Below are 26,307 nucleotides of genomic sequence, written 5' to 3'. Positions count from 1 at the left end.
ATGATATCAAACGCCGCGCATATCCATTCCGCACAGGATGCGCGGCGGCTGGCAAAACGGCGCTTGCCCTGGATGGTGTTTGATTACATCGACGGGGCGGCGGGAAACGAAACCGGGGCCGCGCGTAACCGTGCGGCCCTTGACGCCCTGACGCTGGAGCCGCGCATTTTGCGCAATGTCTCGGATCGCAGCCTTGCCACCAACATCTTCGGAGCGGCGGCCCAGCGGCCCTTCGGCATCGCGCCCATGGGCATGTGCAACCTGTCATGGCCCGGGGCCGACCTGATGCTGGCGCGGCTTGCCGCAAAGTATCAGGTGCCCCACGGCGTCAGCACCGTGGCGTCGACACCCCTCGAAAAGATCATTGAGGTGGCGCAGGGTCATGCCTGGTTCCAGCTCTATTTTTCAGGCGACGGCGAAGGCACGTTCAAACTGGTCGACCGGGCCAAAGCAGCGGGCTATGAAACCCTGGTCCTGACCGTGGACGTGCCAGAGGTCGGCCGCCGCCCGCGCGAGTTGCGCCATGGCTTCAAGATGCCCTTTTCCATCGGCCCCCGCCAATTTGTCGACTTTGCCCTGCACCCGCAGTGGTCATTGACCCAACTGGCCGCTGGCAAACCGCAGATGGCGAATTTCCAGATGAGCGGCTATTCGTTTGACCGCACGGAAAGCCGTGCGCGGGCTGACTGGGACACCCTGGCAAAGCTTCGGGATATGTGGCCCGGCCAGCTGGTGGTCAAGGGCGTGCTCAATGCTGACGATGCCCTGTCGCTAAAGAACGCCGCTGTGGATGCCATTCAGGTCTCCAGCCACGGGTCACGCCAACTGGAAAGCGCACCGGCCCCCATTACCGCACTGGCGCAGATCCGCAAAGCGGTCGGCGCTGACTTTCCCCTGTTTTATGACAGCGGTCTGCGATCCGGCGAAGACGTGCTCAAAGCCTTGAATGCAGGGGCAGATTTCACCTTCTTCGGGCGCGCGCTGCAATTTGCGATGGCCGCCGGAGGTGAAGCCGGTCTGAACCAGCTTTGGGATGTCTTCAGCGATGAACTCTCTTCCGCCATGGCACAAACCGGGCGCACGGGCCTGACCTGACCGCGCGACCGGCGCATCCGCGGTGGCAATCAGGCAAAGACCAGCACATCATCCAGGATCAGCCCCCCCTCCGCCGTGAAAACGATCTGATCGACGTTACCAAACTCGGCATCGTTGAAATTGATCGTCGTGTCACGGTTGTCACGAATACGGATACTGTCCATCGCGACAAGGATGCCGTCATCATAAGCCTCGACCTGAACACGGATGTTGCGCCCCGAAACAGCCGTCAGAACCGCTTGTTCCAGATCGAAATTTTCGCCATCGGCCTGCGCAAACGTGATGCTGTTGCCGATGCTCTGCACGGCCTGCGCACCTGAGGCCACGCCGGGACTGGCTGTGCTCGTCGTGACGTCGTTGAAGATGAATCCGTCTTCCTCAATCATCCCGCCAATCACCGTTCCCTCAAACCCAAGGCTGATCGCTGTGGGCGGAACCGGCGGATCGCCGGCGCCTGCGATATTGATCGTAGCAATGGCCTGTGCGGTGCCCCCCTGTCCGTCCGATATCGCATAGGAAAAGCTGTCCTGCGCGGTCTGGCCATCGTAAAGTGCGTCAAACGCGCCGTTGGGGTCATAGCTTATGGTGCCATCGCTGGCAAAGCTGACCTGCGCGCCCGAAACCAACGTAACCGTGCCGGAATCATCCCCTTCAACCGAAACCAGAGACAGCGTGCCGCCGTCGGGATCGTCATCATTTGCCAGAACATTGCCACTGACGACGTCCGCTTCGCTGGTCTCAAAACTGTCGTTGACCGCGATCGGATTCACGACATCACCTGGTCCGACCGGTGACAGAATTGTCAAACCAATATCATCGATATTGAACGTCCCGTTGGCAGACACCCGCACTTCGTCAATGCTGTCAAAGCTGGGGCCAAAGGACACTTCGACAGTCCGTCCCGGCCTCACATTCACGTTCTGAGTGGCCACAAGGATGCCATCATCCCAGGCCTCGATACTGATCCGCACCCGACCATCGATTGACTGCAGCGTGAGGCTGTTCAGATCAAAGTCTTCATCGGTGGCAACCAGAGTGAACCCGTCCGATTGGGCATATCGTGCACCGGTTATGGCCGTACCAGCGGCGACCACAAGGCCCGTCGCATCGACGCCGTCCAACCCGGCGAAATCGCCCAGCGGTGCGGTTTCGAAATCGACCAGAACAGGTGTCGCAACCATAGGCGGAGAGACCCCCTCGACAGTGATGGCAACACTGGCAGTATCTGTCCCGCCATTTCCGTCTGAAACGCCATAGGTAAAGCCGTCCAACGCGGTCTCGCCAGTGTTAAGCGTCTCGAACGCGCCGTTGGGGTCATAGTCATAGCTGCCGTCCGCGTTCAGCGTCACAAGCGCCCCGGATGCCAACGTGATCTGCTGACCCACAAATGCTGCCTGACCGTTCACGGACACAACACTCAACCCATCGCCATTGCCGTCAGTATCATTCGACAGGACATTCCCGGCAATCGTGCCGTCTTCGGCCACGGTCGCGGTGTCATTGACCGCCACCGGTGCGACATTGCCTGTGGCGCCGTCAACGGTGATGGTCACGGTGGCCTGATCGCTCCCGCCCTGCCCGTCGCTGATCTGATAGGTAAAGCTGTCCTGCGCCGTCTCGCCGTCGTTCAGCGCATCAAACGCGCCGTTCGTATCATAGCTGTACGTGCCGTTCGCATTCAGCGTCACCAGCGCCCCGGATGCCAGCGTGATCTGCTGACCAACGTTGCCCGCTTGCCCGTTCACGGCAACAACGCTCAGCACACCACCGTCTGCATCGCTGTCATTGCTCAGCACATTGCCAGAGACCGTCGCGTCTTCGGCCACACCGGCGGTGTCGTTCACCGCCACCGGGGCGACATTGCCCGTGGCCCCGTCAACGGTAATGGTCACGGTCGCCTGATCGCTCCCGCCCTGCCCATCGCTGATCTGATAGGTAAAGCTGTCCTGCGCCGTCTCACCGTCGTTCAGCGCATCAAACGCGCCATTCGTAACATAGCTGTACGTGCCGTTCGCATTCAGCGTCACAAGCGCCCCGGATGCCAGCGTGATTTGCTGACCTACGTTGCCCGCCTGCCCGTTCACGGCAACAACGCTCAGCACACCACCGTCCGCATCGCTGTCATTCGACAACACATTGCCGGATACGGTGCCGTCTTCGTCAACATTGGCACCATCGGCCGTTGCGACGGGCGCGGTGTTGGGTGAAACCCCACCGGCAATCTCTGCCCAGGAATAGGTTGCATCGGTGAATGTCAGCCATTCGACCGTGTTCTCAACGATATCCATAACGACGTTGATGACCTGCAGGAACACCCCGGAAACGTTGAACGTATAGGTCCCGAATGCCTGGCCGAATGACACCGTATCAACGCCCGCGCCCCCCAGATAGGTATCCGCACCGGCACTGTCCTCGAATGTATCATTGCCGCCGTTCCCGGTCATCGTGTTGTCCGCCGCATTGCCGATGAACGTCTCGTTCCCCGCACCGCCAATAGCGTTTTCAATGATCGTTCCCTCGGCCATGGCAAGGTTGCCGATGCGTCCGCCGATGTTGGACAGCGACGGTGTCGTATCAGCACGGTCCGTCGGGGCCAGATTGATCAGTGTGTTGTTGGCATAGCCCGACAGATCAAGCGTATCGATCCCACCGCCATCCACGATGGTCGACGCGGTCCGGTTGCCGAAACTGGCAAAGTTCGCCCAGACATCCGACACTTCAGAGGTGATCGTCGTGTTGAACCCCCAGACCGTGTTCTCGGTAAACGCGTTGAAGGTGCCGTACCCCTGTGAGCCATAAAGATCGTTCAGCGCCATCCAGTCCACCGCCATGGGCGTCTGAAGGAATTCATAGGATGCGTTGATCGACGTGTTCTCGGTCTGGCTGAAATAGGACATCATCGACGCCTGCCAGCTGTCGTTCTCAAACGTGTTGTCTGTCCCGTAAGACGCCGACCCGTTGTAGGGGCCCTGATGGCCCAGGCCCAGCGCATGCCCGATCTCGTGCAGGATCGTCTGGAACGTATAGTCGTCATAGGTCGACGTGCCACCTGACCATCCCGCCGCGATGTTCAGATAGGAATAGTTGATCTCCCCGTTGCTCCAATAGCTTGACCCGGCATAGGCCCCGCTTTCGTCATCGGAGAAAAAGAAATCTACGACGCTTGTGTCCGTCGACGTGGTCTCGCGAAACTCAATGCCAAGGGTCGCCCCAAAGAGATTGAAAGCCTCCCGGACAAGGAAGGCGCGTGCTGAGGTCAGCCCGTCCAGATCATCCACATAGCCTGACACGTTGAAATAGAGCACCCCATCATTGGGGTCATTGCCCGTGGTGCCGACGTTGTGAAAGCGCGTTTCAATCGTGCTGCCGTTGCGCGTCCAGTACCCACTGGACAGATAATCCGCCATATCGCCCAGAATGGCCGCGGATCCGTCACTTGTCGTCCCGCCGCCATCTTCGGTCGCAGGATCAGCCCCAGGTACATACCCTTCGTTGCCCTCGTCCCGCACGTGGATGTGTCCGGGATGCAAATCATCTTCGTGATGCGAAAGGGCCGTCACGCCATGCCCGTGCGCCGCACCTGCCGCGTGGTCGGGCATATGCGCCTCGATCGCCTCAGCCGCGGTATGGAAATCAGCCGCCCGGTGCGCTGCCTTGTCTGATCCCGGGCCGGAGACATGTGCATGATCCTCTTCTTCATGTTCATGCTCATGGTCGTGTTCATGCCCGTGATCGGGGTCGTCAAGAACCGTTGCCGCCATGTCGACAGGCGCAGGCGCCTCATCGGGCGCTTCGCCTTCCTTCGCCAAGCTCCCAATGTCCATGCTTTCAACCACCGGCATCGCCTCTGCCACGATGTCCGGGAGGGCCTCGTCAGAGGCAGCGGGAAGGTTTTCGGGAAAGGCAAAGGGATTTCTGTTGGCGGGCGAGGGGAATAACTTGCGCATTGTCGCGGGACGTCCTTGTGCAGCAGATTCGAAGTGTGGCGTCGACGTGAAGTAATCTGAATATTTGCCTCAAATGTGCGCGTATCTTGTCAAGAATGTGTTAATTGGTTCGCCGAATTACGGCGCTCTGTTGGGTGGGGCTGACTGCGGGCCCCTGAAAAGCACTGCGCTAGCCCGATCCCGGCTCTGCGCACGCCACCGCAAATTCCAGCCGCACAGCAGAAAATTCGCGTTTAACGCCGCAATAGTGCATCATCCGGTTTCAACACCGGGGCCAGACGATAGGGAACGACCATGTCCAAAATCTCAAACGCCGCCTATGAGGCGGAACTCGCGCAGATGCAGATCGAACTTGTGAAACTGCAAGAGTGGGTCAAGGTGTCCGGCCACAAGGTCGCCATCATCTTTGAGGGCAGAGATGCCGCAGGTAAGGGTGGCACGATCAAGCGCATCACTGAGGCGATGAACCCGCGGATTTGCCAGGTCGTGGCCCTGCCCGCCCCGACAGAGCGCGAGAAAACCCAGTGGTACTTCCAACGCTATGTCGCCCACCTTCCCGCAGCCGGAGAGATCATCATCTTCGACCGCTCATGGTACAACCGGGCCGGCGTTGAACGCGTCATGGGCTTCTGCACCGACGAAGAATACAAGGAATTCATGCGCAGCTGTCCCGAATTCGAGCGCATGCTGGTCAGATCCGGCATTCAGCTGATCAAATACTGGTTCTCCGTCAGTGACGAAGAACAGGAACGCCGCTTTCAAAAGCGCCTGACCGATCCCACAAAACAGTGGAAGCTCAGCCCAATGGATCTGGAAAGCCGCAAGCGCTGGGTCGATTATTCCAAGGCCAAGGACGACATGTTCGCGCACACGGATATCAAGCAGGCCCCGTGGTACGTGGTGGAATCCGACATCAAGAAACACGCGCGCCTCAACTGCATCAGCCACCTGCTGTCCCTGATCCCCTACGAAGAAGTTCAGCACGAGCCTGTGGTGCTGGAAGAAAGGCCCGCACAACGCGGCTATGTCCGTCCGCCAATGGCAGATCAGACCTTTGTTCCCGAGATACACAAGGATCTCTAGCCGCCCCTGCGCTGCGCGTCAGATCATCCGCACTTGGAATGGCCGCAGGCTCCGCAGGTCATGCAGCCCTCGACCATGCGCAAATCATACTGACCACATGACGGACAGGCCTTGCCGCGCGGCGCCTCAAGGCCAACCACCTGCGCCTGCGGATCGGTTTTCAGACCCAGCCCCTCGCCGGCGATGAAACCGGTAACGATCATGTGCTGTTCGATCACCCCGCCGATCGCCGCAAGGATCGACGGAATGTATTTGCCCTTCATCCACGCGCCACCACGCGGATCGAACACGGCCTTCAGTTCCTCGACCACAAACGACACATCCCCGCCACGCCGGAACACCGCAGAAATCATCCGGGTCAACGCGACGGTCCAGGCGAAATGCTCCATGTTCTTTGAATTGATGAACACCTCGAAGGGCCGACGATGCCCGTTCAGCACAATGTCATTGATGGTGATATAAAGCGCGTGCTCGCTGTCCGGCCACTTGACCTTGTAGGTATTGCCTTCCAGCTCGTTGGGACGATCCAAAGGTTCGGACATGTAGATGACGTCGCCCGCGTTCGCATCTTCCACCACCTCCTGCTCCGAGGGCAGCCCCCGACCGCGGGTGGGGGCAAAGCCCCCGCCCATGGGGGCGGTCGGGGGCTGCCCGGCCTCTGGGCCGGGCGAGACGGTTTCGGATGTATCACCAAAAAGCAACCATCCAGCACTCACCCCCAGGGTTTTGGCCAATTTCTTTGCGTTCTCTTTGGAAGGCTCTCCCCCCTTGAGGTACTTCCCAAGTGAAGTGGGATCGACACCACTTGCGTCGGCAAGCTCCTTTTGACTGCCGAACCCAGACTGCCCGAACGCGCTCTGCAATCGCTCAGCACTGCTTGCCAGCACCGGTTTGTCCTCCGCCACACTCAAAACCGACCCCGTCACATCATTGGGCCGATACGTCGTGCAGCCCTTGCACCCCTGATCCCATGCCGCCATGTAGACGTCCTTGAAATCCTCGAAAGAGATATCTTCAGGGCAATTGATCGTCTTGGAGATAGAGCTGTCGATCCACTTTTGCGCTGCGGCCTGCATCTTGACGTGATCCAGCGGGGCCAGCGTCTGGGCGTTGACGAAGTAATCCGGCAGTGCGGCATCCCCCTTCAGATCGCGCCACATCTGCACGGCGTAATCCACAACTTCTTCTTCGGTGCGGGATCCATCCTTTTGCAGCACCTTGCGGGTATAGGCATAGGCAAAGACCGGCTCGATCCCGCTTGAGACATTGCCAGCATAAAGGCTGATCGTCCCGGTGGGCGCGATGGAGGTCAGCAAGGCATTGCGAATACCGTGCGCCGCGATCGCGTCGCGCACATCCTCATCCATCTGCTGCATGGTGCCCGAAGCCAGAAACTTTTCGGCATCGAACAGGGGGAACGCCCCCTTCTCCTTCGCCAAATCAACACTCGCCAGATAGGCCGCACGGGCGATCTTCTTCATCCAAGCTTCGGTCTGTGCGGCGGCCGCGTCGCTGCCATAACGCAGACCGGTCATCAGCAGCGCATCCGCCAACCCGGTCACTCCCAGCCCGATCCGCCGCTTGGCCTGCGCCTCCTGCGCCTGCGCCTCCAGCGGGAACTTCGACACATCCACCACATTGTCCATCATCCGCACCGCGGTCGTGACCAGCCGGACCAGCGCGTCTTCATCCAACCCGGCCGCGTCACTGAAGGGTTCGGACACCAACCGGGCCAGATTGACCGACCCCAGCAAACAGGCCCCATAGGGCGGCAGCGGCTGTTCGCCGCACGGGTTCGTCGCCGAAATCGTCTCGCAATAATTCAGATTATTCGCCTGATTGATCCGGTCGATAAAGATCACCCCCGGTTCAGCAAAATCGAAGGTCGCCTGCATGATCCGGTTCCACAGATCGCGTGCCTGAACCGTGCGGTAGACCTTGTCGTCAAAAATCAGCTCCCAGGCCGCATCGGCCTTGACCGCCTCCATGAACGCATCCGAGACCAATACGGACATGTTGAACATCCGCAGACGCGCGGGGTCTGACTTTGCACCGATGAAATCCTCGATGTCCGGATGATCGCACCGCATCGTCGCCATCATCGCACCCCGGCGCGACCCCGCCGACATGATCGTGCGGCACATCGCATCCCAGACGTCCATGAACGACAGCGGGCCAGAGGCATCCGCACTCACGCCCTTCACATCCGCGCCCTTGGGCCGGATGGTCGAGAAATCATACCCGATGCCACCGCCCTGCTGCATGGTGAGTGCTGCCTCTTTCAGCATGTCGAAAATGCCGCCCATGTCGTCGGGGATCGTGCCCATGACAAAACAGTTGAACAACGTCACCCGCCGCGCTGTGCCTGCCCCGGCCGTGATGCGGCCTGCTGGCAGATACTTGAACCCCTCCAGCGCCTCATAAAACTGCTCTTCCCAAGCTTTCGGATCCTGCTCCACCTGTGCCAGATCCCGCGCAATGCGCCGCCAAGTGTCTTCGACTGTGGCATCCTTTGGGGTGCCACCCGCATCTTTGAACCGATACTTCATGTCCCAGATCTGTTCGGCAATGGGGGCAGCAAAGGCAGACATGATCGATTCTTTCGGTTTGCAACGGGGGAAGCGACAACCTACCACAGTTTGCATTATCGCGGCAATCCACTACCCTATATCGTGGCTCAGGGGTGAGTCTGTGGACAAGAAAGTGGGTAAGCCTGTGGGCAAAGCCGTCAACCTGATCAAGCTGAGCGTCGGCACCGAAAGCGTCGAAGGCCTGCAAGCCTGGCACGCCAACAAACGCGCCCAAACCAAAGACGGCCTGCCCCGTCATGTCACCCGCATGTGGCCGAAACGCGCGGCGGAAATCCTCAACGGCGGGTCCATCTATTGGGTCATCAAGGGCGAGGTCCTGTGCCGCCAGAATGTCCTGCGCCTGGACGAGGTCATCGGCGCGGATGGCATCCGCCGCTGCGCCATCGTGCTGGCCCCCGACATCATCCGCGTCTCCCCGGCCCTGCGCCGCCCCTTTCAGGGCTGGCGCTATCTTGAAGCGACCGACGCCCCACCCGATCTGCGCGCCGACCGGACGGGCGAAACCGCCCTGCCCACAGAACTGAACAGGGCGCTTGCCGAAATCGGCGTTCTATAGGGCCTTGCCCGTTTAGCTGTCATCCCCGTGGTTCATCGCGCCGTGATCGGGCTTGCGTGCGTGGTCAACCGGGATCGTGACTTCAATCTCGCCCGCAGTCTCGAACGTCAGTGTCACCGTGATTTCCTCACCCTGCACCAAGGGCGCGGCAAGCCCCATGAACATCACATGATCGCCACCGCGCCTGAGCGTGTGCGTGCCACCGGCTTCCAGCAGAATTCCGTCTTCGATCTCCATCATTGTCATCACGCCATTGTCGTCTGACATGTGGGTATGCAGCTCCACCCGTTTTGCCACATCCGAAGTGGCGCTGATCAGGCGATCCGCCACATCCCCATTGTTCATCAGCACCATAAATGCCGCGCCCGTGGGCGATGACGGTGTCGAGGACCGCACATAGGCGTCCTTGATCATGATCCCGTCAGCCAGCAAAGGCGCGGACAGGGACAAAAGTGCGACGGCAGCCGCAGCGAAAGGTCGTTTCAATAGCATGTGTTTGATCCTTTGGTTTCGTCTGAGAGCAATGGTCAGACGTCCAAAGGCGGCCCCCGGCTGGGTGGGCCACGCCACCCCTGAGACAGGTAAAGTCGCTCGGGATGAACCCCAGACAGATCAGCCCCCAGATCAACGCCGATCCAGTGCGGCCCGGACATGTCCAGATCCGTCAGCACCTGCAGCGTCGCATCGGGGCACAGATGCGGTGCCTGTGTCGGCTGCCCTTGCGCATCGACAAAAACCGCCACGGGTCCGGTGCCCGTGCAGATAACCATCTGCCCCGACGCCGCAGACGCACCGCGCGCCACTGCCATCGACTGGCTGGTAATCGCCAGCATTAGGGCCAGCAGCAGGGTGGTGAGGTGACGCATCATGCGGTCTGTTTATGCCTCTTCGCGCCGGGCTGCGAGGGACAAAACGACGCGACCCCGACGCATCTCTGCACCGGGGTCGCATATCTTTCGGCCAATAAGGACGGCTTTATGTCAGCGCGTCAGCTTCCATGCCGGATTTCTTGATCGCCTTCTTGATCTTCTGCGCATTGGCGCTCAGTTCGCTGTCCTTCGCTTTGGCCAGGAACTTGTCCAGCCCACCACGGTGGTCAACCGACCGCAGGGCCGCCGCAGAGATACGCAGCTTGAACGACCGGCCCAATGCTTCGGATTGCAGCGTGGTGTCGTTTAGGTTGGGCAAAAAGCGACGCTTGGTCTTGTTGTTGGCGTGGCTCACGTTGTTGCCCGACATCGGGCCTTTTCCGGTCAATTCGCAAACGCGGCTCATCGGTTCATCCTCTTGGTTCTGGGGCCAGCCCGGGGCGGCGCACCACGTAAAAGGGGCAGCGCTGGGCTGCCCGGAAACTTGTCTGGTGGCTTTAAGGGGAATCGCCAAAGCCGTCAAGCGCGGTTTGCCACCCTGCCCGGGCGTTTTCCAGGCGATCCCCCGGGCATCCAGCACCGTACCACGCGATCCAGCCGCCATTCAACGGTGCCCCCACCTTGGCCCATCCCGACACGGGATGGTGGGAAGGGCTATTTTGCGGACGAAGCCTTCGCTCGGCATTTTCGGTCGCAGACCCGCAGGTCATATCTGTCGGGTACATTTTTGCAACAATCCCAACCTTACTTTCGGGAATCTCAGGATTTCTAAGCATTACGTCCGTACATCAGAGAAAAACCACGAGTAGCACCAATTGCAAGAGCACTCGCAGTGAAAGCAACTCAAGGAGAGTATTTCGTCGGATTGGATCACGTTCGAGCGTTAGCGGCTTTTGTCGTTTTTACATGGCACTTCAACCATGTGAACGACGGTCATCTGAATGGACCGGAAGCTTTTCCGTTTTCGATCCTCGCCGAAGGGCACGTGGGCGTCGCGATGTTTATGACTTTGAGTGGGTACCTATTTGCCAAGCTGCTCGACGGTCAGCAAATTAGATACATCCCATTCCTATGGAACAGGGTTCTCAGACTTTTCCCTCTTCTTATCGTCGCTTTTGCTGTCGTCGGATTGATGAAACACGACGCGAACTCTGCTGGCGGCTACCTGATTCAGTTGGCCAGAGGTTTTGTGCTTCCGAGTTGGCCAAATGGAGGATGGTCAATCGCGGTTGAGCTTCATTTCTATCTAATCCTACCTTTGTTGCTCGCAATCTCTTCCAAACGACCAGCGAACATCTTGCTCGTTTTGGTTGTTTCGATGGGATTTCGCATACTCTGGTGGTGGGAAGCGGGAACTGTTCAGTCTTTTGCCTACTGGACCATCGTTGGAGGAATTGATCAGTTCGTTCTTGGTATTTTCGCGTTCAAGACGCGGGAATGGATGGCAGGGCGCCACTTAAATGCCGCTCTCATCGGGATTGGCTTACTGGTCTATATGTGGGGTTTCGATAGTCTAGGAGGGTTTTATCGAATGGGTGTGTACCCCTCGGAAAACCCTATATGGATTATTCATCCGTCGATCATTGGTCTCACTTTCGCCGCTCTTATCGCGTGGTACGATACCTCGTTTAAAATGAAAGATAAGGGATTGTCGGGAGTCATCGCAAAGATCGGGGCCTGTTCATACTCAATCTACCTTTTACACTTTTTCGTAGTCTTTCGGTTTGCGAACCAAATCAACTCGGATGTTATTGCGCTCTCTTCATTTCCTATGGTTTTTGCTGCATCCCTCATATGCTTCCTGTGCTTTGTGCCATTCGCCTTTATCAGTTTCCGTTTGATTGAACTTCCACCCTTGCGTTATCGCAAGCACTACAAGCGAACAACGTAGTTGGCACAGTCAAATGGGGCACGGGAAGCTGTTTCGAACAAGAGCATGTAAGGGTGTCAGCCTCGGGCCCATTGCGGCCATCCGACGCTTTCGATCAGGTTTGCAGGCAACTAAGATGCCCTAAAAGGCGGCTTGGCGGACGAAACGACCGTTCTGCATGTTCAGTTCAAGGTCAGCCAGGTGGAACCAGCAAACTTCTTGGCCGTCATACTTTGGGGCTGTTTAGGCCTTTTTCAGATACCCAGTCTTCTCGCATTACCTTATAGCCAGGATACTCACCGGCAAAAGCGCGAACTGGTCCGACTGCACGCATACCAGATTTCGTGAGAACGTTTTGAGACGCGTGGTTTTCATCATCCGTTGTTGCAAATACGGCGTTCAGCATGGTCTCGCTAAATGCGAACTCAAGCAACCGAGTACACGCTTCTGTGGCATACCCTACCCCCCAGAAAACCGGCCTGAGCACAAATCCAATCTCTATGTTCCGATCAGGCCAGTCTTCGCTGTCAAGGAGTTCGAATTCGGTGTCTTCCGCTTCGACTGGCATGGGGAGGAGCGAAGCGTGCCCAATCTTCTCCTGCGTTGATTTGTCAGTGAGACACCAAATGCCGATGCAGCCCCTGCCAGCCCTTTGTGTCACGAGGGGCATTAACCCTCTGACTTCCTCAACCGTGGAAACCTTGCCAGTGATGTACCTGGCAACTTCGAAGTCCGTCCAAAGTGCAATTTCCAAATCAATGTCATCTGCTCTAAGCGGGCGAAAACAAAGCCTTTCACTTTCGAATTCCAACTGCATCCTACCACCCCTCTGCAGAAAATGACCGGAGGTTTAGGGCTGAGTCAAGATATGGTACGTATGGCCTCAAACCGGACCTCCAATAAACCTCAACGCACCGCCCGGTCCGTAAATCACCCCACTTTACCGACCTGGCACCGACGCAATGCCGACCTTATACCGACGTGAAACCGATGCCCCGATTTCCATATAAATAAGGTTTAACAAAGTGATTCTAGACAATTTCCCGGAACGCCCCCACCGCGCGTTGCATCGCCCCGGCACGCAACGGCGCTGATTTCGACAGACCGGATCCCATTGAACTCTCCACCCGCGTCTTTCGCCCCGGCAACACGAACACCGCGCTGAACCTCCGTCTCATTCGCCATACACTCCCCGACTTTTCCCTTTCCTCCCTTTCGCCAATTTGCGAAACAGGCGGTCATGTCTATTCGTCTCAAAGCCTTGCTCGTCCATCTCTTCACTGCCACAGGCGCCGTTTTCGCCATGCTGGCAATGCTCGCTGCGGTCGATGGCGAATACGATCTGATGTTTCTGTGGCTGGTCGTGGCCTTCTTTGTCGATGGCATCGACGGACCGCTGGCGCGCAAATACGACGTCAAGACGAACGCGCCTGAATTCGACGGTGTGCTGCTTGATCTTATCATCGACTACCTCACCTATGTCTTCATACCCGCCTTCGCGCTCTTCACGTCAGGTCTGATGGACGGGTGGAGCGGGTGGCTCATGATCATCATCGTGACCTTCGCCTCCGCGCTCTATTTCGCGGATACGCGCATGAAAACACAGGATAATTCCTTCTCCGGGTTCCCGGGCTGCTTTAATATGCTGGTGCTGGTGCTCTTTGCCTTGTCGCCCGCTTGGTGGGTCTGCCTGCTGGTGGTGATGGTGTTGTCCGCCGCCATGTTCGTGCCGATCAAATTCGTGCATCCGGTCCGTACCGAACGCTGGCGCAGTGTGACATTGCCCGCAGCATTGGCCTGGACGGCCTTTGCGGGCTGGGCGGCCTGGGTCGATTTCCATCCCCAAAGCTGGGCGCACTGGGGCCTGATGATCACCAGCGTCTATCTGGTGTTGGCCGGCGGAATTCAGCAATTGCTCTACGGTCCGGATGGCTGAGAAAATTGCGCTTGACCTCAACCGGGGTTGAGCCTGCATCAAGGGTCAAAACAACGCGATGGCCCGATGGAAAACACTGTCCCTTCTCCCCTTCCCGAACATGTCTCCTGGCGGGAATTTCTGCGCAGCGGCAACACTGCCGCCCTTCTCCTGGTGTGCCTTGCGGTCTGGCTGCATGCCGCCGACAGCCTCGTGGTGGCCACGATGCTGCCCGCCATGGTGGCTGACATTGGCGGTGCGGCACTGGTCAGCTGGACGGTCTCCATATACGAGATCGGATCGGTCGTGGCCGGTGCTGCCAGTGCGCTTTTATCGATGCGCTATGGCCTGCGCCGCCCGATGGCCGGGGCTGCCGCATTCTTTGCTCTGGGCTGCGCCACCAGTGCCCTCAGCCCGGTGATGGAGGGTGTTTTGCTGGGCCGCGCCCTGCAGGGTTTGGGGGGTGGTGGTCTTGTCGCGCTGGGTTTCGTGGCCGCAGGTGTGCTTTTTGACCGCCGCTACCGGGCGCGGGTCATGGCGGTGGTTTCGGCCTTTTGGGGCATGTCCGCGTTCCTGGGCCCCCTGCTGGGCGGGCTTTTCGTGGAGTTCGCCACCTGGCGCATCGGGTTCTGGTTTTTCACGGTGCAGGCCGGTTTGCTGGCGCTCTGGATCCTGTCCTGTCCCGAGGCCGTCGCACCGCAAAACGCAGAAACACCCAACCGATTTCCGCTTGCCAGGCTGCTGGTCCTCTGCCTCGCCGTGGTGCTGATTTCGGCTGGAGGTGCGCGGGTCGAACTTGCACGGACAACCGTGCTGATCCTTGCCGGACTGGCCTGCCTGATCTGGTTCGTGTGGCGCGACGGACGCGCGGGGCCCACCCGCATGTTGCCCGCAGCACCCTGGAACCTGACCACCCCGACCGGCGGCACCTTGTCGATGTTGTTCTTCATCTCGATGGCCACCATCGCGCTGTTGGCCTACGGCCCTCTGCTGATGACCGTGGTTCACGATATGTCAGCCTTGACAGCCGGTTACATCGTAGCCGCCTCATCCGTCGGATGGACCGTTGCCGCCGTCGCAATCAGTGGCAGGCCAGAACGCGAAGACAGATATTGGATCATTGCGGGCATGAGCCTGACAACGCTCAGCATCGCCGGCTTCACATATGCGGTCCCCGCGGGTCCGGTCGGGCTGATCGCGGTGGCCTCGTTTGTCGAAGGCGCCGGGTTCGGCATGGCCTGGACCTTCATCCTGCGTCGTGTAACAGCCCTTGTTCCAGCGCACGAAGTGCAGCGCGTCTCAGGCGCGATGCCCACGGTCCAACGGATCGGCTATGCCTTGGGCGCTGCCTTTGTCGGGATCATCGCCAATGCCACAGGGTTTCTTGAAATGGACACCGCACAGGATGCGGCCCGTGTGGCGCAACTGCTGTTTCTAAGCTGTCTGCCTCTGGCCTTGCTGGCCCTTGGCGCGATGGTCGGACTTGTGCGCAAACACCCCTACGACGCCACGCTATGATCCTCAGATCAACAGCCCCGCCGCCCTTTCATGCCTGAGCAGCGCCACCTTCGTCTCAACGCCGCCACGCCCTGAAAACCCCGTAAGCCCCTTCGCCCCCATCACCCGGTGACAGGGAATGATCACCGGAATAGGGTTACCCCCGCAGGCCTGACCCACCGCTTGCGCCGGGACGCCCAGTTCACTGGCAATCTCACCGTATGTGCGTGTGTAGCCGAACCGGATCGCGGACATGGCAGCACAGACATCGCGCTGAAACGCGCTGCCCCTGACGCTGAGCGGTAAGTCAAAAGCTTCCAATGTCCCGGCGTCGTATGCCACCAATTGCCGCGCAGCCTCGTCCAGCAGTTCAGAGGCATCCAAATGCTCCGCCCGCGTCCAATCCACAGCCACAATTGCCCCCGCCTCTTCGGTGAGGGTCAATTGACCAAACTGAGTCTCGACACTGCGGCGTTTCATGAGGGCATCATGGCGCGACAACCCGTACCGCTCAATCCGATTCCTGCACTAAGTGCTGACAACATGTGGCATTACCGAAGGCGCGCCCCAACAGCGTTCCGCATTCCTTCACCGGTCGCAATTGAGTTTTTCGGAAAGATGAAGCATGGACGTCGTCGCTTCATCTTTCCAATAAACTCAATCCGACAGGTCGGCAGACGCCCACCTCAAGAGATGCCGAACATCACACAGGCCTGTCACAGACCTTGAGCAGAGGTCATGCCGCGTCGCCGACCGCCTCATCACAGCGTTTGCAGATGCCGGGATGCGCATGTGTCCCCACATCCGGCAACACTTTCCAGCAACGTTCACATTTCGCACCCGCCGCCTTGGCAAACACGACCGCAACGCCCGGCGTCTCAGCCATGCGAAACGCGTCGTCGGGCGCAGGATCACCAGTGACCGTGATGTCGGAGGTGATGCTTACATCCTCAAACGACACACTCTCAAGCGCCGCGCGCTGATCCGCGTCCTCAACATACACAATCGGTGCCGCCTCAAGCGAGGCACCAATCACCTTCTCGACCCGCTGCACCTCAAGCGCCGCCGTCACCACCCGCCGGGCGGCCCGCACCTTGGCCCATTTGGCAGCCAAATCAGGATCGCGCCATGCGTCGGGCGTCTGAGGGATGTCCACCAGATGTACTGAGCTGTCTTCGCCCGGAAACCGCTCCAGCCAAACCTCTTCCATGGTGAAGACCAGCACGGGCGCAAGCCAGGTCGTCAGCCGGTGGAACAAGATATCCAGCACCGTCCGCGCGGACCGACGGCGCAGCGTATCCCCATCGCAATAAAGCGCATCCTTGCGGATGTCGAAATAGAACGCAGAAAGATCCAGCGTCGCAAAGGTAAAGACCGCCTGAAAAACGCCTTGAAAGTCGAACTTCGCATAGCCATCGCGCACAACATCATCAAGCTCGGTCAACCGGTGCAGCACCCAACGCTCCAGCTCCGGCATATCAGCCGGCTCGACCCGGTCGCTCTCGCTGAAATCATTCAACGCGCCCAGCATATATCGCATGGTATTGCGCAGCCGGCGATAGCTGTCGGCCACACCTTTCAGGATTTCCGGCCCGATCCGCTGATCGGCAGTGTAATCGGTCTGGGCCACCCAAAGACGCAGGATATCGGCGCCATATTGGTTGATCACGTCCTTGGGCGGCGTGATGTTGCCAAGCGATTTAGATTGCTTGAAACCCTTCTCATCAAGCGTCATGCCGTGGGTCACCACATTTCGGTAGGGCGCACGGCCCGTGGTGCCGACCGATTGCAGCAGTGACGAATGGAACCACCCGCGGTGCTGATCGGTGCCTTCCATGTATACGTCCGCAATGCCGTCTTCGGTCCCGTCGGGCCGGTCACGCAGGGTAAAGGCGTGGGTCGATCCGGAATCGAACCAGACATCCAGAATATCGGTCACCTGATCGTAGTCTTCCGGATTCACGATCCCCTCAAGGAACCGCTTCTTGGCGCCGTCCTCGTACCAGGCATCCGCCCCTTCTCCCTCAAAGGCAGAAGTGATCCGCCGATTGACCTGGGGGTTGCGCAACAGGAAATCCTCATCCGTCGGCAACGCGCCCTTTTTGGTAAAGCACGTGAGCGGCACCCCCCATGCCCGCTGGCGCGACAACACCCAATCGGGCCGCACTTCCATCATCGAATGCAGCCTGTTGCGCCCTGATTTGGGCACCCAGTTCACATTGTCGATCTCCGTCAGCGCGCGCTCACGGATCGTCTTTCCGTGCTGGTCCTGCCCGTCACCCACAGGCTTGTCGATCGCCGCAAACCACTGCGGCGTGTTGCGATAGATCACCGGCGCTTTGGAACGCCACGAATGCGGATAGCTGTGCTTGATCTTGCCGCGCGCCAGCAGCCCGCCGACCTCGGCCAGCTTGTCGATAATGACTTTGTTGGCATTGCCTTCCTTGCCGTTCGGCTTGAGGATCGCAGTACCCCCAAAGAACGGCAGATCATCGCGGAATCGCCCGTCAGGGTTCACATTATAGGTGATCACCTGCTCCAGCATGCCCAGATCCCGGTAAAGCTCGAATTCCTCCATCCCGTGGCTGGGGGCGCAATGCACAAACCCCGTGCCCTCGTCATCATTGACAAAATCAGCGGCGCGGAAATCACGGTTATCATCCCACTCCCCGTCAGATCCATCAGCCCCCTTCAACGGATGCGCCAGCTCAAGGCCTGCCAACTCGGACGCGGGAACATCGCGCACGCGCGTCCACATGCCGTCTTCCAGTCGCGCACGGCCCAGCACATCCGCCGCCAGGTTGTCCGCCAGCAGATAGCGGTCCCCGACAGACGCCCAGCATTCCTCGGGCGTCGCCGTCACCTCATAAAGCCCGTAGGAAATATCGTCCCCATAAACCACCGCCTTGTTCGAGGGCATCGTCCACGGCGTCGTGGTCCAGATCACCACCTGCGCGCCCTCCAGATCGCCCGGCGTCACAACGCGAAATTTCACCCAGACGGTAAAGCTCTCCTTGTCGTGGTACTCCACTTCCGCCTCGGCCAGCGCCGTCTGCTCAACCGGAGACCACATCACAGGCTTGCTGCCCTGATAAAGCGTGCCATTCATCAGGAACTTCATGAATTCCTCGGCAATCACCCGCTCGGCGTGGAAATCCATCGTCAGATAAGGGTCGTCCCAGTTGCCCGTGATCCCCAGTCGCTTGAATTCCTCGCGCTGAACGTCAACCCACTCCGCCGCGAACGCCCTGCACTCGCCGCGAAACTCATTGATCGGCACCTGATCCTTGTCGCGCCCCTTCTTGCGGTACTGTTCTTCGATCTTCCACTCGATGGGCAGGCCATGACAATCCCAGCCCGGGATGTAACGCGCGTCAAACCCCATCATCTGATGGCTGCGCACAATCATGTCCTTGATGGTCTTGTTCAACGCATGCCCGATGTGCAGATGCCCGTTGGCATAGGGCGGCCCGTCATGCAGCGTGAAGGGCTCCCGCCCCTTTTTCTGACGCAGCCGGTCATAAACGCCGATCTGTGCCCAGCGCGCCAGCCACTCAGGCTCGCGCCGGGGCAGACCCGCGCGCATGGGAAACTCCGTCTTGGGCAGGTTCAGGGTGGATTTGTAGTCAGGTCTCGGGGTGGTCTCGGCGCACATGGGTGGCGTCCTTTGAACAAACATCTGGGAATGGCGGAAAGTGCGGTGCGAGGGGTCTCAAACACCTTCAGGCCCGGCGTCTGGGAAAGCTCAGAGCGCCGGGGATATAATTCGAATGATGATCGCGAAGGGGCGGGTCATGCGGCGCTTATAGTAACCCCGACAAAGGCGAACAAGGCCCCTCTTTCTCTGGCCCGAATATTCCCAGAGCGCGAGACAGCGTCTCGCAAAACGATTTGTCGCAGACAAATCCATAAAATCAATTGCGGGGCCTGCCCCGCTCCGTTCAGATCAGCCGTTCACGTGATCCCATACAGCAGACATGACCACTGATCCTTCGCCCACTGCCGATGCCACCCGCTTGACCGATCCCGCCCGCACATCCCCGACGGCAAAGACCCCTGGACAGGATGTCTCGTATTGCGTGCGTCCGCCACAGGCAGGGCCGGTCGGCACAAAGCCTCTGTCGTTGAGATCGATCAATCCCGACAACCACGCGGTGTTGGGTGCTGCACCCACCATCACAAACACCGCCGGACAGGTCATCCGGCGCGTGCTGCCATCTTCGTTGTTGCGGATCGTGATTTCTTCCAGAGTGTCGTCGCCGTGCAGGGCGTCCACTTCCGAACAATAATGTATCTCGATCGCCGGATGCGCTTCCAGCCTGCCCAGCAGATAATCAGACATCGAGGCCGCCAGACTGTCTCCGCGCACCAGCAGATGTACGCAGGTCGCCTCGCGCGCCAGATACATCGCCGCCTGACCCGCCGAATTGCCTCCGCCAATAATCGCGACTTGCGCATCGCGGCACCAGCGCGCCTCCACCTCCGTGGCGGCATAGTAGATCCCGGACCCTTCAAAGTCCTCCAGCCTGTCAATGGGCAGCCTGCGATATTGTACGCCGGTTGCAATCACCAGACTGCGCGCGCTCACCGACTGACCATTTTCAAGCGCCACGTGAAACCGCTTCTTTTCACACTGGGTCAGCCCTGCCGCCCGGCGCGGCACCGCAAAGCGCGTACCGAATTTCATCGCCTGTACTTCGCCGCGTCCGACGAGATCGCCGCCTGAAATGCCCGTCGGGAACCCCATGTAGTTCTCAATCCGGCTTGAGGTGCCCGCCTGCCCGCCAATGGCCAGATCTTCGACCACAAGCGCCTTCAGCCCCTCGGCCCCGGCGTAGACCGCCGCCGCAACGCCTGCCGGGCCGCCGCCCACCACAAGCAGATCAAACAAATCGTCCGAGGCCACGGCCATATCAAGCCCGATTACCTCGGCCACCCTTTCGGGGGTGGGCGGCTCAACCTTCATGTCCTGCCCGAAGATCACGGCGGGCGCGGCGCGCGACACATTGCACCGGTCTGCCAGATCCTGCCCCTCCGCGGACGTAATCTCAACCTCGCGGAAGGGGATTCGATTTCGCGCTGCAAAGCTGGCCACACGGCGGATATCGGCACTTTCCTCGCCACCCAGCAAGGTCAGCGCACTGTCACGCGCCTCCAATGCCCGCCGCCTGCGGGCCGCAAAGACGGTGACGATGATATCCGACATTTCCGGCATCTCGCTCATCAGCCGCAGGACATCATCGCGCGGCGTACACAGCACGCGGCTTTCGGCCACGGCGCGCGCCCCTGAGAGCGAAACGCCGCCGGACAGAAACTGCAAATCCCCAAAGAACTGGCCCGGCCCTAACGTGGCATTGCCCATGCGCGCACCGGTGCGCGGATCGACTGCCTCGATTTCGCCTTCCAGCACGTAATGAAACGCTTCCATCCGCTGGCCGGGTTCCTGCACCACGTCTCCGGGTGCAAACGTATCGATATGACCGCGCGCTTTCAGCGCCTCCACATGCCGGTCCTCCAGCGGTGTGCGCACCATCGTGGCCAGATCAGCGGCAAAATTTTCCATTCAGCTTTCCTTTTCCTGACCAAAGAGCCCGGTCAGGCTGCGCCCGACAATGCCACGAACCGACGGCCGCTTGCCATCAGAGAACGGCAACGGGCGACACACTTCCATGGCCGCGACACCCACGCGTGCGGTCAGGGCGCCATTCACCATGCCTTCGCCAAAGCGGCGGCTCAGCTTGCCCAGCAGAGATCCGCCCAGCACAGGCTCCAGCATATCATCTCCGACCGCGACAGCCCCCGTCGCCACCAGATGCGACAGCACCGCCCGCGTCAGCCGCCAGGACCCGAAAAAACCAGAGCGCCCACCGTAAACTTCAGCCACCCGCCGGATCATCCTCAGGTTCGAGGTAAGGGCCGCCGCGACATCGGCAAGGGCCAGTGGCACCAGCGCCGTCACCGCAGCCACCTGACGGGCTGCGGCCTCGACCTCGCGGCTGGCCGCGACATCAAGCGGGCCCAGCAGTTCCGTCTCCGCCAGCCCCAGCAATCCAACCGCATCCAGCTGGTCGCGGCGCAGATCAGCCAGACGGTCCCGCCCCCACCGGGTATCCTCGCGCCCCTTGTAAAGGCCCACAAGCCGGTCGGTGACCGCCCGCGCGGCCTTCAGATCGCCCTGCGCCAGCGCCTCGCCCGCGTCATGACGCAACCCATCAAGCCGTGCCAGCCGCCCGAAGGCTGCCATCTCGCGCAGCGACAAAAGGGCCAGCACCAGCAGGAAGGCCGCCATCAGCACGGTCATCCCCAGGCCCACCAGCGGATAGCGGGCCATCAAGTCCGTCACAAAGGTCCAGGCCGCTATGGAAATGACGGCCCCGACCAATGCCGCCGACAACCACCAAAAGGCCCGAACCAGTATCGACGGCTTATGCGCCGCCAGACGCGCCGCGACCTGCATCGCCTGCCCTCTGGGCGCAGGATCCACCAGATCGGGCACCGGCGGCGCCTGAGACACATCGATCTGCCCGGGGGCGTCGTCCTCGATTTCGAACAGAACCGGACCTTTGGCCATTACACGGCCCCCTTTCGCCATTCAAACCGGATATCTGGCAGCTTCTCATCGTTTCCTGCCCCATCGGTACGGGTCACCTCGGCAAATCCGTGCCGCGCGTAAAACCGGTGCGCCCCCTCATTGGCCACAAACGTCCACAGCTGCAGAAAGGGCTCGCATGATTGCAAATGCCTAACCAGCGCAGAGCCCACGCCCTGATCGCGCGCCGCCCGCTGCACATAAAGCGCGTTCAAGTCCTCGCCATTGCAGGCGGCAAAGCCCACCACGCCCGAGGCGGTCTCGGCAACCGTCACCCAGCCGCGTTCAATCATGGTACCTGCATGGGCAAGGTCTTCGGCGCGGGAGTGCACGCGAGGCATCCAGTCAGTCGTATCAATGAATTCCGACAAGATTGCGCCTACGGCGCCTGCGTCGGTCGATCGTGCTGTACGCAAGTCCATCACAACCGGTCCCCGATCAGAAACTCAGCCGCCCGGTCCAGCCGAATGTGGGGCGGGCCGTCCCCGGGGCGCAGGTTCAGGGGGGCGGGTGCAAACCGCATCACCTGATAATCCTGATCCAGCCATTTCTTTGCCCCTTGCCGCGCGGGATTCAGCAGATGCGCCGGGTCCTGCGGCAGATCACCGGGATAAAACGCCGCCTCCTTGCCACTCTCCAGCAATGTGCCGCGCACAACCTCAAGCTGGGCCCCTTCATGGGCCATCGTTGCCTCGGTCGTGGCCCTGAGCGACGCAATCGCCATCGCTGCCGTGCCCGCGCCTGCATATTGCGCCCGATCCCGTGCGTCCCGCGTGAGCGCCTCCATGATCGCGGTCAGACGCGGGTGTTGGGCGTGGTGCAAGTGATCGGCCTTGGTCGCGGCAAAAAGGATTTTCTCAACCCGCTTGCCGCTGAGCAAATTGGTCAGAAACCCGTTCTTGCCCGGGCGGAATGCGCTCAGGATATCGCCCATCGCACCGCGCAGGTCCTCCACCGCGCGCGGGCCCGCATTGATCGCGCCCAACGCATCCACCAGGACGATCTGCCGGTCGATACGGGCAAAGTGGTCGCGGAAAAACGGCTGTACCACCTGCCGCTTGTAGGCCTCATAACGCCGCGCCATCTCGCGGTGCAGCGACTTGCGTTGCGACGGCCCGTCTGTCGGGATCGGCGCAAAGGTCAGCACCGGGCTACCCGCCAGATCGCCGGGCAACAGAAAGCGCCCCGGTGTACAATCAGAATACCCAGCGGCCCGCGCGGCCTTGAGATAGCTTGCAAATTGGCTGGCAAGCGTCTGCGCCTTTACCTCGTCGTGCTCCTGCGCAGGATCGGTCTCGCGTGCGAGATCCATAAAATCCCGTGCCGAAGACCGCTCACCGATCCGCGCAAGGGTGGCGGCTGACCAGTCTTCGAAACTTTGCTCCATCAACCCAAGATCAAGCAGCCATTCACCGGGGTAATCGACAATATCCAGGTGGATCGTGCGCGGCCCCTGCAACCCGGCCAGCATCCCGTTTGGCCGCACTTTGAGCGACAGACGCAGCTCTGAAATCGTGCGCGTGCTCTCTGGCCAATGAGGGTCCTTGCCCGTCATCGCCGCCAAATGCGCCTCGTACTCGAACCGTGGCACCGTATCGTCGGGCTGTGGCTGCAAAAACGCCGCCTCGATCCGCCCCTCGGATGCCGCAAGCAAGCCAGGCATCCGCCCGCGATCGAGCATGTTGGCCACCAGCGACGTGATGAAAACCGTCTTGCCCGACCGCGCAAGCCCGGTCACGCCCAGCCGGATCACCGGTTCGAAAAACGTCTCCGACACCGTATCGCCGACATTTTCGACCTGACGCCAGATGCCGTCGGCAATTCTTGAGATGACCAAAGCACGCGGCTCCCGTGTTCACATTCACCTCGCAACATAGGGCCGCCCCTCGGGGATTGCCAGAATGCCACCACCGCGTTACAGCGCCCCCATGCCCCGCTATGCCCTGAAAATCGAATACCACGGCGCGCCTTTCGTCGGCTGGCAACGCCAGACCGATCTGCCTTCTGTTCAGGGTGCGGTTGAGGCCGCACTGGCCAAGATTGAGCCGCGTGCCCATACCATCGCCGCGGCCGGCCGAACGGACACCGGCGTGCACGCCTACGGCCAGGTGGCCCATTGCAACATGGCCAGCGACTGGGATCCGTTCCGGCTGTCAGAGGCGCTGAATTACCACCTCAAACCCCAGCCCGTCGCGATCACCGCCTGCAGGGCGGTCCCAGAGGACTTTCACGCACGATTTTCCGCGCTGGAGCGGCGCTATCTTTTTCGCATCCTGTCCCGGCGCGCGCCTGCCACACATCAGGCCGGACTTGTCTGGCAGATCAAACATGCGCTCGATCTGGACGCGATGCAAAAGGCGGCGGGTCACCTCATCGGAAAGCACGATTTTACAACCTTCCGCTCGACCATTTGTCAGGCCGACAGCCCGGTCAAAACGCTGGACCACCTGAGCATTTCACGTGTCGAAACACCCGGCGGACCAGAGTATCATTTCGACGTGCGGGCGCGCAGCTTTCTGCACAATCAGGTGCGTAGCTTTGTCGGGTCTCTTGAACGCGTCGGCACCGGTTCATGGGCACCCGAAGACATGAAAACAGCGCTGGATGCCCGCGACCGCGCGGCCTGCGGCCCGGTCTGCCCGCCACAGGGTCTCTATCTGGCGCAGGTCTGCTATCCAATAGACCCTTTCGCCTGACCGGGCGCGATTTTACGAAAATCGCGGTTCGAAAACTTTCAAAGTTTTCGCCCGTTTTCTTTCAAAGAAAACGCACTCTCAAGCTGGCGGCTTCCAGTCCCCATGATGATCCGTGCCCACCGCATCATCGACCCGCGCGAACCCGTGGTTGCCAAAGAAATCGCGCTGCGCCTGGATCAGATTTGCCGTCCCGCGCGCGCGGCGCATGCTGTCGTACCACGCCAATGCACCTGAAAGCGCGGGCATGGCCACCCCCATAGACACCCCTGCGGACACCACCCGGCGCAGCGCCGGAATGCTCTCACGCAACCGTGCTCGCATGGCCGGTGCAAGGATCAGATGATCTGCGGGCAATTCCTTGCGAAAGGCATCCGAAAGATCATCCAGCAGGGCCGATCTAATGATACAGCCCGCCCGCCAGATCTCTGAAATCCGGGCATAGTCCAGCGACCAGTCGAATTCCTCAGATGCGGACGCCAGTATCCGGAACCCTTGCGCATGGGCCAGAATCCGCCCCGCCAACAGGGCCATTTCGAGGTCATCTTCCGCAGGCAGGCTCGCGTCCAGCGCCTGCGCCTCGAGCAATGGTGCGGCGCATTCGCGGGCATCCTTTTCAGCAGACCAGCCGCGTGCGCCCACCGCTGCCTCGATCGTATTTGCCGATTGCCCCATCTTTAGCGCCTCAATCACTGTCCAGCGCCCGGTGCCTTTCTGACCGGCCTGATCCAGGATCACATCCACCATCGGCTTGCCGGTCTTGCTGTCCGTCGATTGCAGCGCAGCGGCCGACACTTCGATCAGATAAGAGCTCAGCGGGCCGTCCTGCCAGCGCTCGAACAAGGCGCCGATCTGCCCGGCGTCCTGCCCGCCTCCGTCACGCAGCATTCCGTAAACTTCTGCAATCATTTGCATATCTGCGTATTCGATGCCGTTGTGCACAGTCTTGACGAAATGCCCTGCCCCATCCGGGCCCAGGTGGGCCACACAGGCGTCGCCTTCGAATTTGGCCGCAATTGCCTCGACCATGGGGCGCAGCTGGGTCCAGGAATGGTCTGTCCCGCCCACCATCATTGACGGCCCGTGACGTGCGCCCTCTTCGCCGCCGGACACGCCCATGCCGACGTAATGCAGCCCCGTGCCCTCGAAATCAGCCGAACGGCGGCGCGTCGCGTTGAAATCGGCATTACCGCCATCAATGATGGTATCACCCTCATCCAAGTGCGGGCGGATCGCCTTGATCATGGCATCCATCGGCGCGCCCGAGGGGATCATGAAAAGTATGCTGCGCGGACGCGCGATGGCGGCCACAAAATCCGCAAGCTCCGCCTCTGCGGTCAATCGCTCGGACAGCGGTCCGGCCTCCGTGAGGAATGCCTTGATCCACTCCGGTTCGCGGTTTGATACGGCCACGTCAAAGCCCTTGTCCGCGAAATTGAGCGCCAGGGCAGAGCCCATCGTGCCCAACCCATAGACGCCGATGTCGGCCCCGGTACTGGATGTGTTCATGTGCCCTCCGATGTCACGATTCTGGGCAGCTTGGTCTGCCCCGCATGTCAGCGCAAGCCCGCGTGACACGGATTGACGTCGCAAATCATGAAC

At 60.2% G+C, this 26,307-nt stretch carries 20 protein-coding genes; 7 read left to right on the top strand and 13 right to left on the bottom strand.

Annotation, left to right across the window (positions count from 1 at the left end):
• Positions 1-1,095: an alpha-hydroxy acid oxidase gene (locus H9Q16_RS00230; protein ID WP_191073385.1), complete on the top strand. Its 1,095-nt coding sequence runs from the start codon at positions 1-3 to the stop codon at positions 1,093-1,095.
• A 29-nt stretch (positions 1,096-1,124) separates the two neighbouring features.
• Here the strand turns inward: H9Q16_RS00230 and H9Q16_RS00225 are convergent, their stop codons facing one another.
• Positions 1,125-5,042 carry an Ig-like domain-containing protein gene (locus tag H9Q16_RS00225; protein ID WP_191073384.1) on the bottom strand — a complete coding sequence of 1,306 codons (3,918 nt, stop codon included), beginning with the start codon at positions 5,040-5,042 and terminating at the stop codon, positions 1,125-1,127.
• A gap of 294 nt (positions 5,043-5,336) precedes the next feature.
• On the opposite strand from H9Q16_RS00225, the gene ppk2 reads away from it, so the two are divergent.
• Positions 5,337-6,125, top strand: coding sequence for a polyphosphate kinase 2 (gene ppk2, locus H9Q16_RS00220; RefSeq protein WP_191073383.1), 789 nt, complete (start codon positions 5,337-5,339; stop codon positions 6,123-6,125).
• A 23-nt stretch (positions 6,126-6,148) separates the two neighbouring features.
• Here the strand turns inward: ppk2 and H9Q16_RS00215 are convergent, their stop codons facing one another.
• Positions 6,149-8,716 (bottom strand): adenosylcobalamin-dependent ribonucleoside-diphosphate reductase, encoded by a 2,568-nt coding sequence (locus tag H9Q16_RS00215; RefSeq protein WP_191073382.1) that lies wholly within the window; start codon positions 8,714-8,716, stop codon positions 6,149-6,151.
• Between the two features lie 100 nt (positions 8,717-8,816).
• Here H9Q16_RS00215 and H9Q16_RS00210 point away from each other — a divergent pair, with 100 nt between their 5' ends.
• Positions 8,817-9,272, top strand: coding sequence for a DUF1489 family protein (locus tag H9Q16_RS00210; protein WP_386260309.1), 456 nt, complete (start codon positions 8,817-8,819; stop codon positions 9,270-9,272).
• 12 nt (positions 9,273-9,284) lie between these two features.
• Here H9Q16_RS00210 and H9Q16_RS00205 read toward each other — a convergent pair whose 3' ends face one another.
• The 3 genes from H9Q16_RS00205 to rpmB form a co-directional block, all read right to left on the bottom strand.
• Positions 9,285-9,764 (bottom strand): copper chaperone PCu(A)C, encoded by a 480-nt coding sequence (locus H9Q16_RS00205; protein ID WP_191073381.1) that lies wholly within the window; start codon positions 9,762-9,764, stop codon positions 9,285-9,287.
• Between the two features lie 35 nt (positions 9,765-9,799).
• A complete protein-coding gene (locus H9Q16_RS20550; protein WP_246455391.1) occupies positions 9,800-10,141 on the bottom strand; it encodes a hypothetical protein in 342 nt (113 codons plus the stop codon).
• A gap of 106 nt (positions 10,142-10,247) precedes the next feature.
• Positions 10,248-10,547 carry a 50S ribosomal protein L28 gene (gene rpmB / locus H9Q16_RS00195; protein WP_191073380.1) on the bottom strand — a complete coding sequence of 100 codons (300 nt, stop codon included), beginning with the start codon at positions 10,545-10,547 and terminating at the stop codon, positions 10,248-10,250.
• A gap of 426 nt (positions 10,548-10,973) precedes the next feature.
• Between rpmB and H9Q16_RS00190 the strand changes: the two genes are divergently transcribed.
• On the top strand, positions 10,974-12,032 hold the full coding sequence (locus H9Q16_RS00190) for an acyltransferase family protein (protein ID WP_191073379.1): 1,059 nt from the start codon (positions 10,974-10,976) through the stop codon (positions 12,030-12,032).
• Between the two features lie 205 nt (positions 12,033-12,237).
• Here the strand turns inward: H9Q16_RS00190 and H9Q16_RS00185 are convergent, their stop codons facing one another.
• Positions 12,238-12,828 (bottom strand): GNAT family N-acetyltransferase, encoded by a 591-nt coding sequence (locus H9Q16_RS00185; protein WP_191073378.1) that lies wholly within the window; start codon positions 12,826-12,828, stop codon positions 12,238-12,240.
• Between the two features lie 423 nt (positions 12,829-13,251).
• On the opposite strand from H9Q16_RS00185, the gene H9Q16_RS00180 reads away from it, so the two are divergent.
• On the top strand, positions 13,252-13,947 hold the full coding sequence (locus H9Q16_RS00180; RefSeq protein WP_191073377.1) for a CDP-alcohol phosphatidyltransferase family protein: 696 nt from the start codon (positions 13,252-13,254) through the stop codon (positions 13,945-13,947).
• Between the two features lie 66 nt (positions 13,948-14,013).
• Positions 14,014-15,444: an MFS transporter gene (locus H9Q16_RS00175; RefSeq protein ID WP_191073376.1), complete on the top strand. Its 1,431-nt coding sequence runs from the start codon at positions 14,014-14,016 to the stop codon at positions 15,442-15,444.
• A gap of 3 nt (positions 15,445-15,447) precedes the next feature.
• Here H9Q16_RS00175 and H9Q16_RS00170 read toward each other — a convergent pair whose 3' ends face one another.
• The 6 genes from H9Q16_RS00170 to H9Q16_RS00145 all read right to left on the bottom strand — a co-directional run bounded on the left by H9Q16_RS00170 (position 15,448) and on the right by H9Q16_RS00145 (position 23,849).
• Positions 15,448-15,903, bottom strand: coding sequence for a methylated-DNA--[protein]-cysteine S-methyltransferase (locus tag H9Q16_RS00170; protein ID WP_191073375.1), 456 nt, complete (start codon positions 15,901-15,903; stop codon positions 15,448-15,450).
• Between the two features lie 256 nt (positions 15,904-16,159).
• Positions 16,160-19,078, bottom strand: coding sequence for an isoleucine--tRNA ligase (gene ileS / locus H9Q16_RS00165; protein ID WP_191073374.1), 2,919 nt, complete (start codon positions 19,076-19,078; stop codon positions 16,160-16,162).
• Positions 19,079-19,369: 291 nt separating this feature from the next.
• On the bottom strand, positions 19,370-20,986 hold the full coding sequence (locus tag H9Q16_RS00160) for an FAD-dependent oxidoreductase (RefSeq protein WP_191073373.1): 1,617 nt from the start codon (positions 20,984-20,986) through the stop codon (positions 19,370-19,372).
• On the bottom strand, positions 20,987-21,994 hold the full coding sequence (locus H9Q16_RS00155) for a YcjF family protein (RefSeq protein ID WP_191073372.1): 1,008 nt from the start codon (positions 21,992-21,994) through the stop codon (positions 20,987-20,989).
• A complete protein-coding gene (locus H9Q16_RS00150) occupies positions 21,994-22,434 on the bottom strand; it encodes a GNAT family N-acetyltransferase (RefSeq protein WP_191073371.1) in 441 nt (146 codons plus the stop codon). The genes H9Q16_RS00155 and H9Q16_RS00150 overlap by 1 nt, the downstream gene beginning before the upstream one ends.
• Positions 22,434-23,849 carry a YcjX family GTP-binding protein gene (locus H9Q16_RS00145; protein WP_191073370.1) on the bottom strand — a complete coding sequence of 472 codons (1,416 nt, stop codon included), beginning with the start codon at positions 23,847-23,849 and terminating at the stop codon, positions 22,434-22,436. The genes H9Q16_RS00150 and H9Q16_RS00145 overlap by 1 nt, the downstream gene beginning before the upstream one ends.
• A gap of 91 nt (positions 23,850-23,940) precedes the next feature.
• On the opposite strand from H9Q16_RS00145, the gene truA reads away from it, so the two are divergent.
• Entirely contained in the window at positions 23,941-24,708 is a 768-nt protein-coding gene (truA, locus tag H9Q16_RS00140; protein ID WP_191073369.1) for a tRNA pseudouridine(38-40) synthase TruA, read from the top strand.
• Positions 24,709-24,786: 78 nt separating this feature from the next.
• Here truA and gndA read toward each other — a convergent pair whose 3' ends face one another.
• The gene (gndA, locus tag H9Q16_RS00135) at positions 24,787-26,214 is read right to left on the bottom strand and encodes an NADP-dependent phosphogluconate dehydrogenase (protein WP_191073368.1); all 1,428 of its coding nucleotides are present in this window, start codon (positions 26,212-26,214) and stop codon (positions 24,787-24,789) included.
• Positions 26,215-26,307: the final 93 nt, after the last annotated feature.

Origin of the sequence: Sulfitobacter aestuariivivens (genome assembly GCF_014763045.1) — a bacterium.
Taxonomy (GTDB): domain Bacteria; phylum Pseudomonadota; class Alphaproteobacteria; order Rhodobacterales; family Rhodobacteraceae; genus Sulfitobacter; species Sulfitobacter aestuariivivens.
Note: the sequence above shows the minus strand (reverse complement) of the source record. Positions and strands in the feature narration are given on the sequence as shown.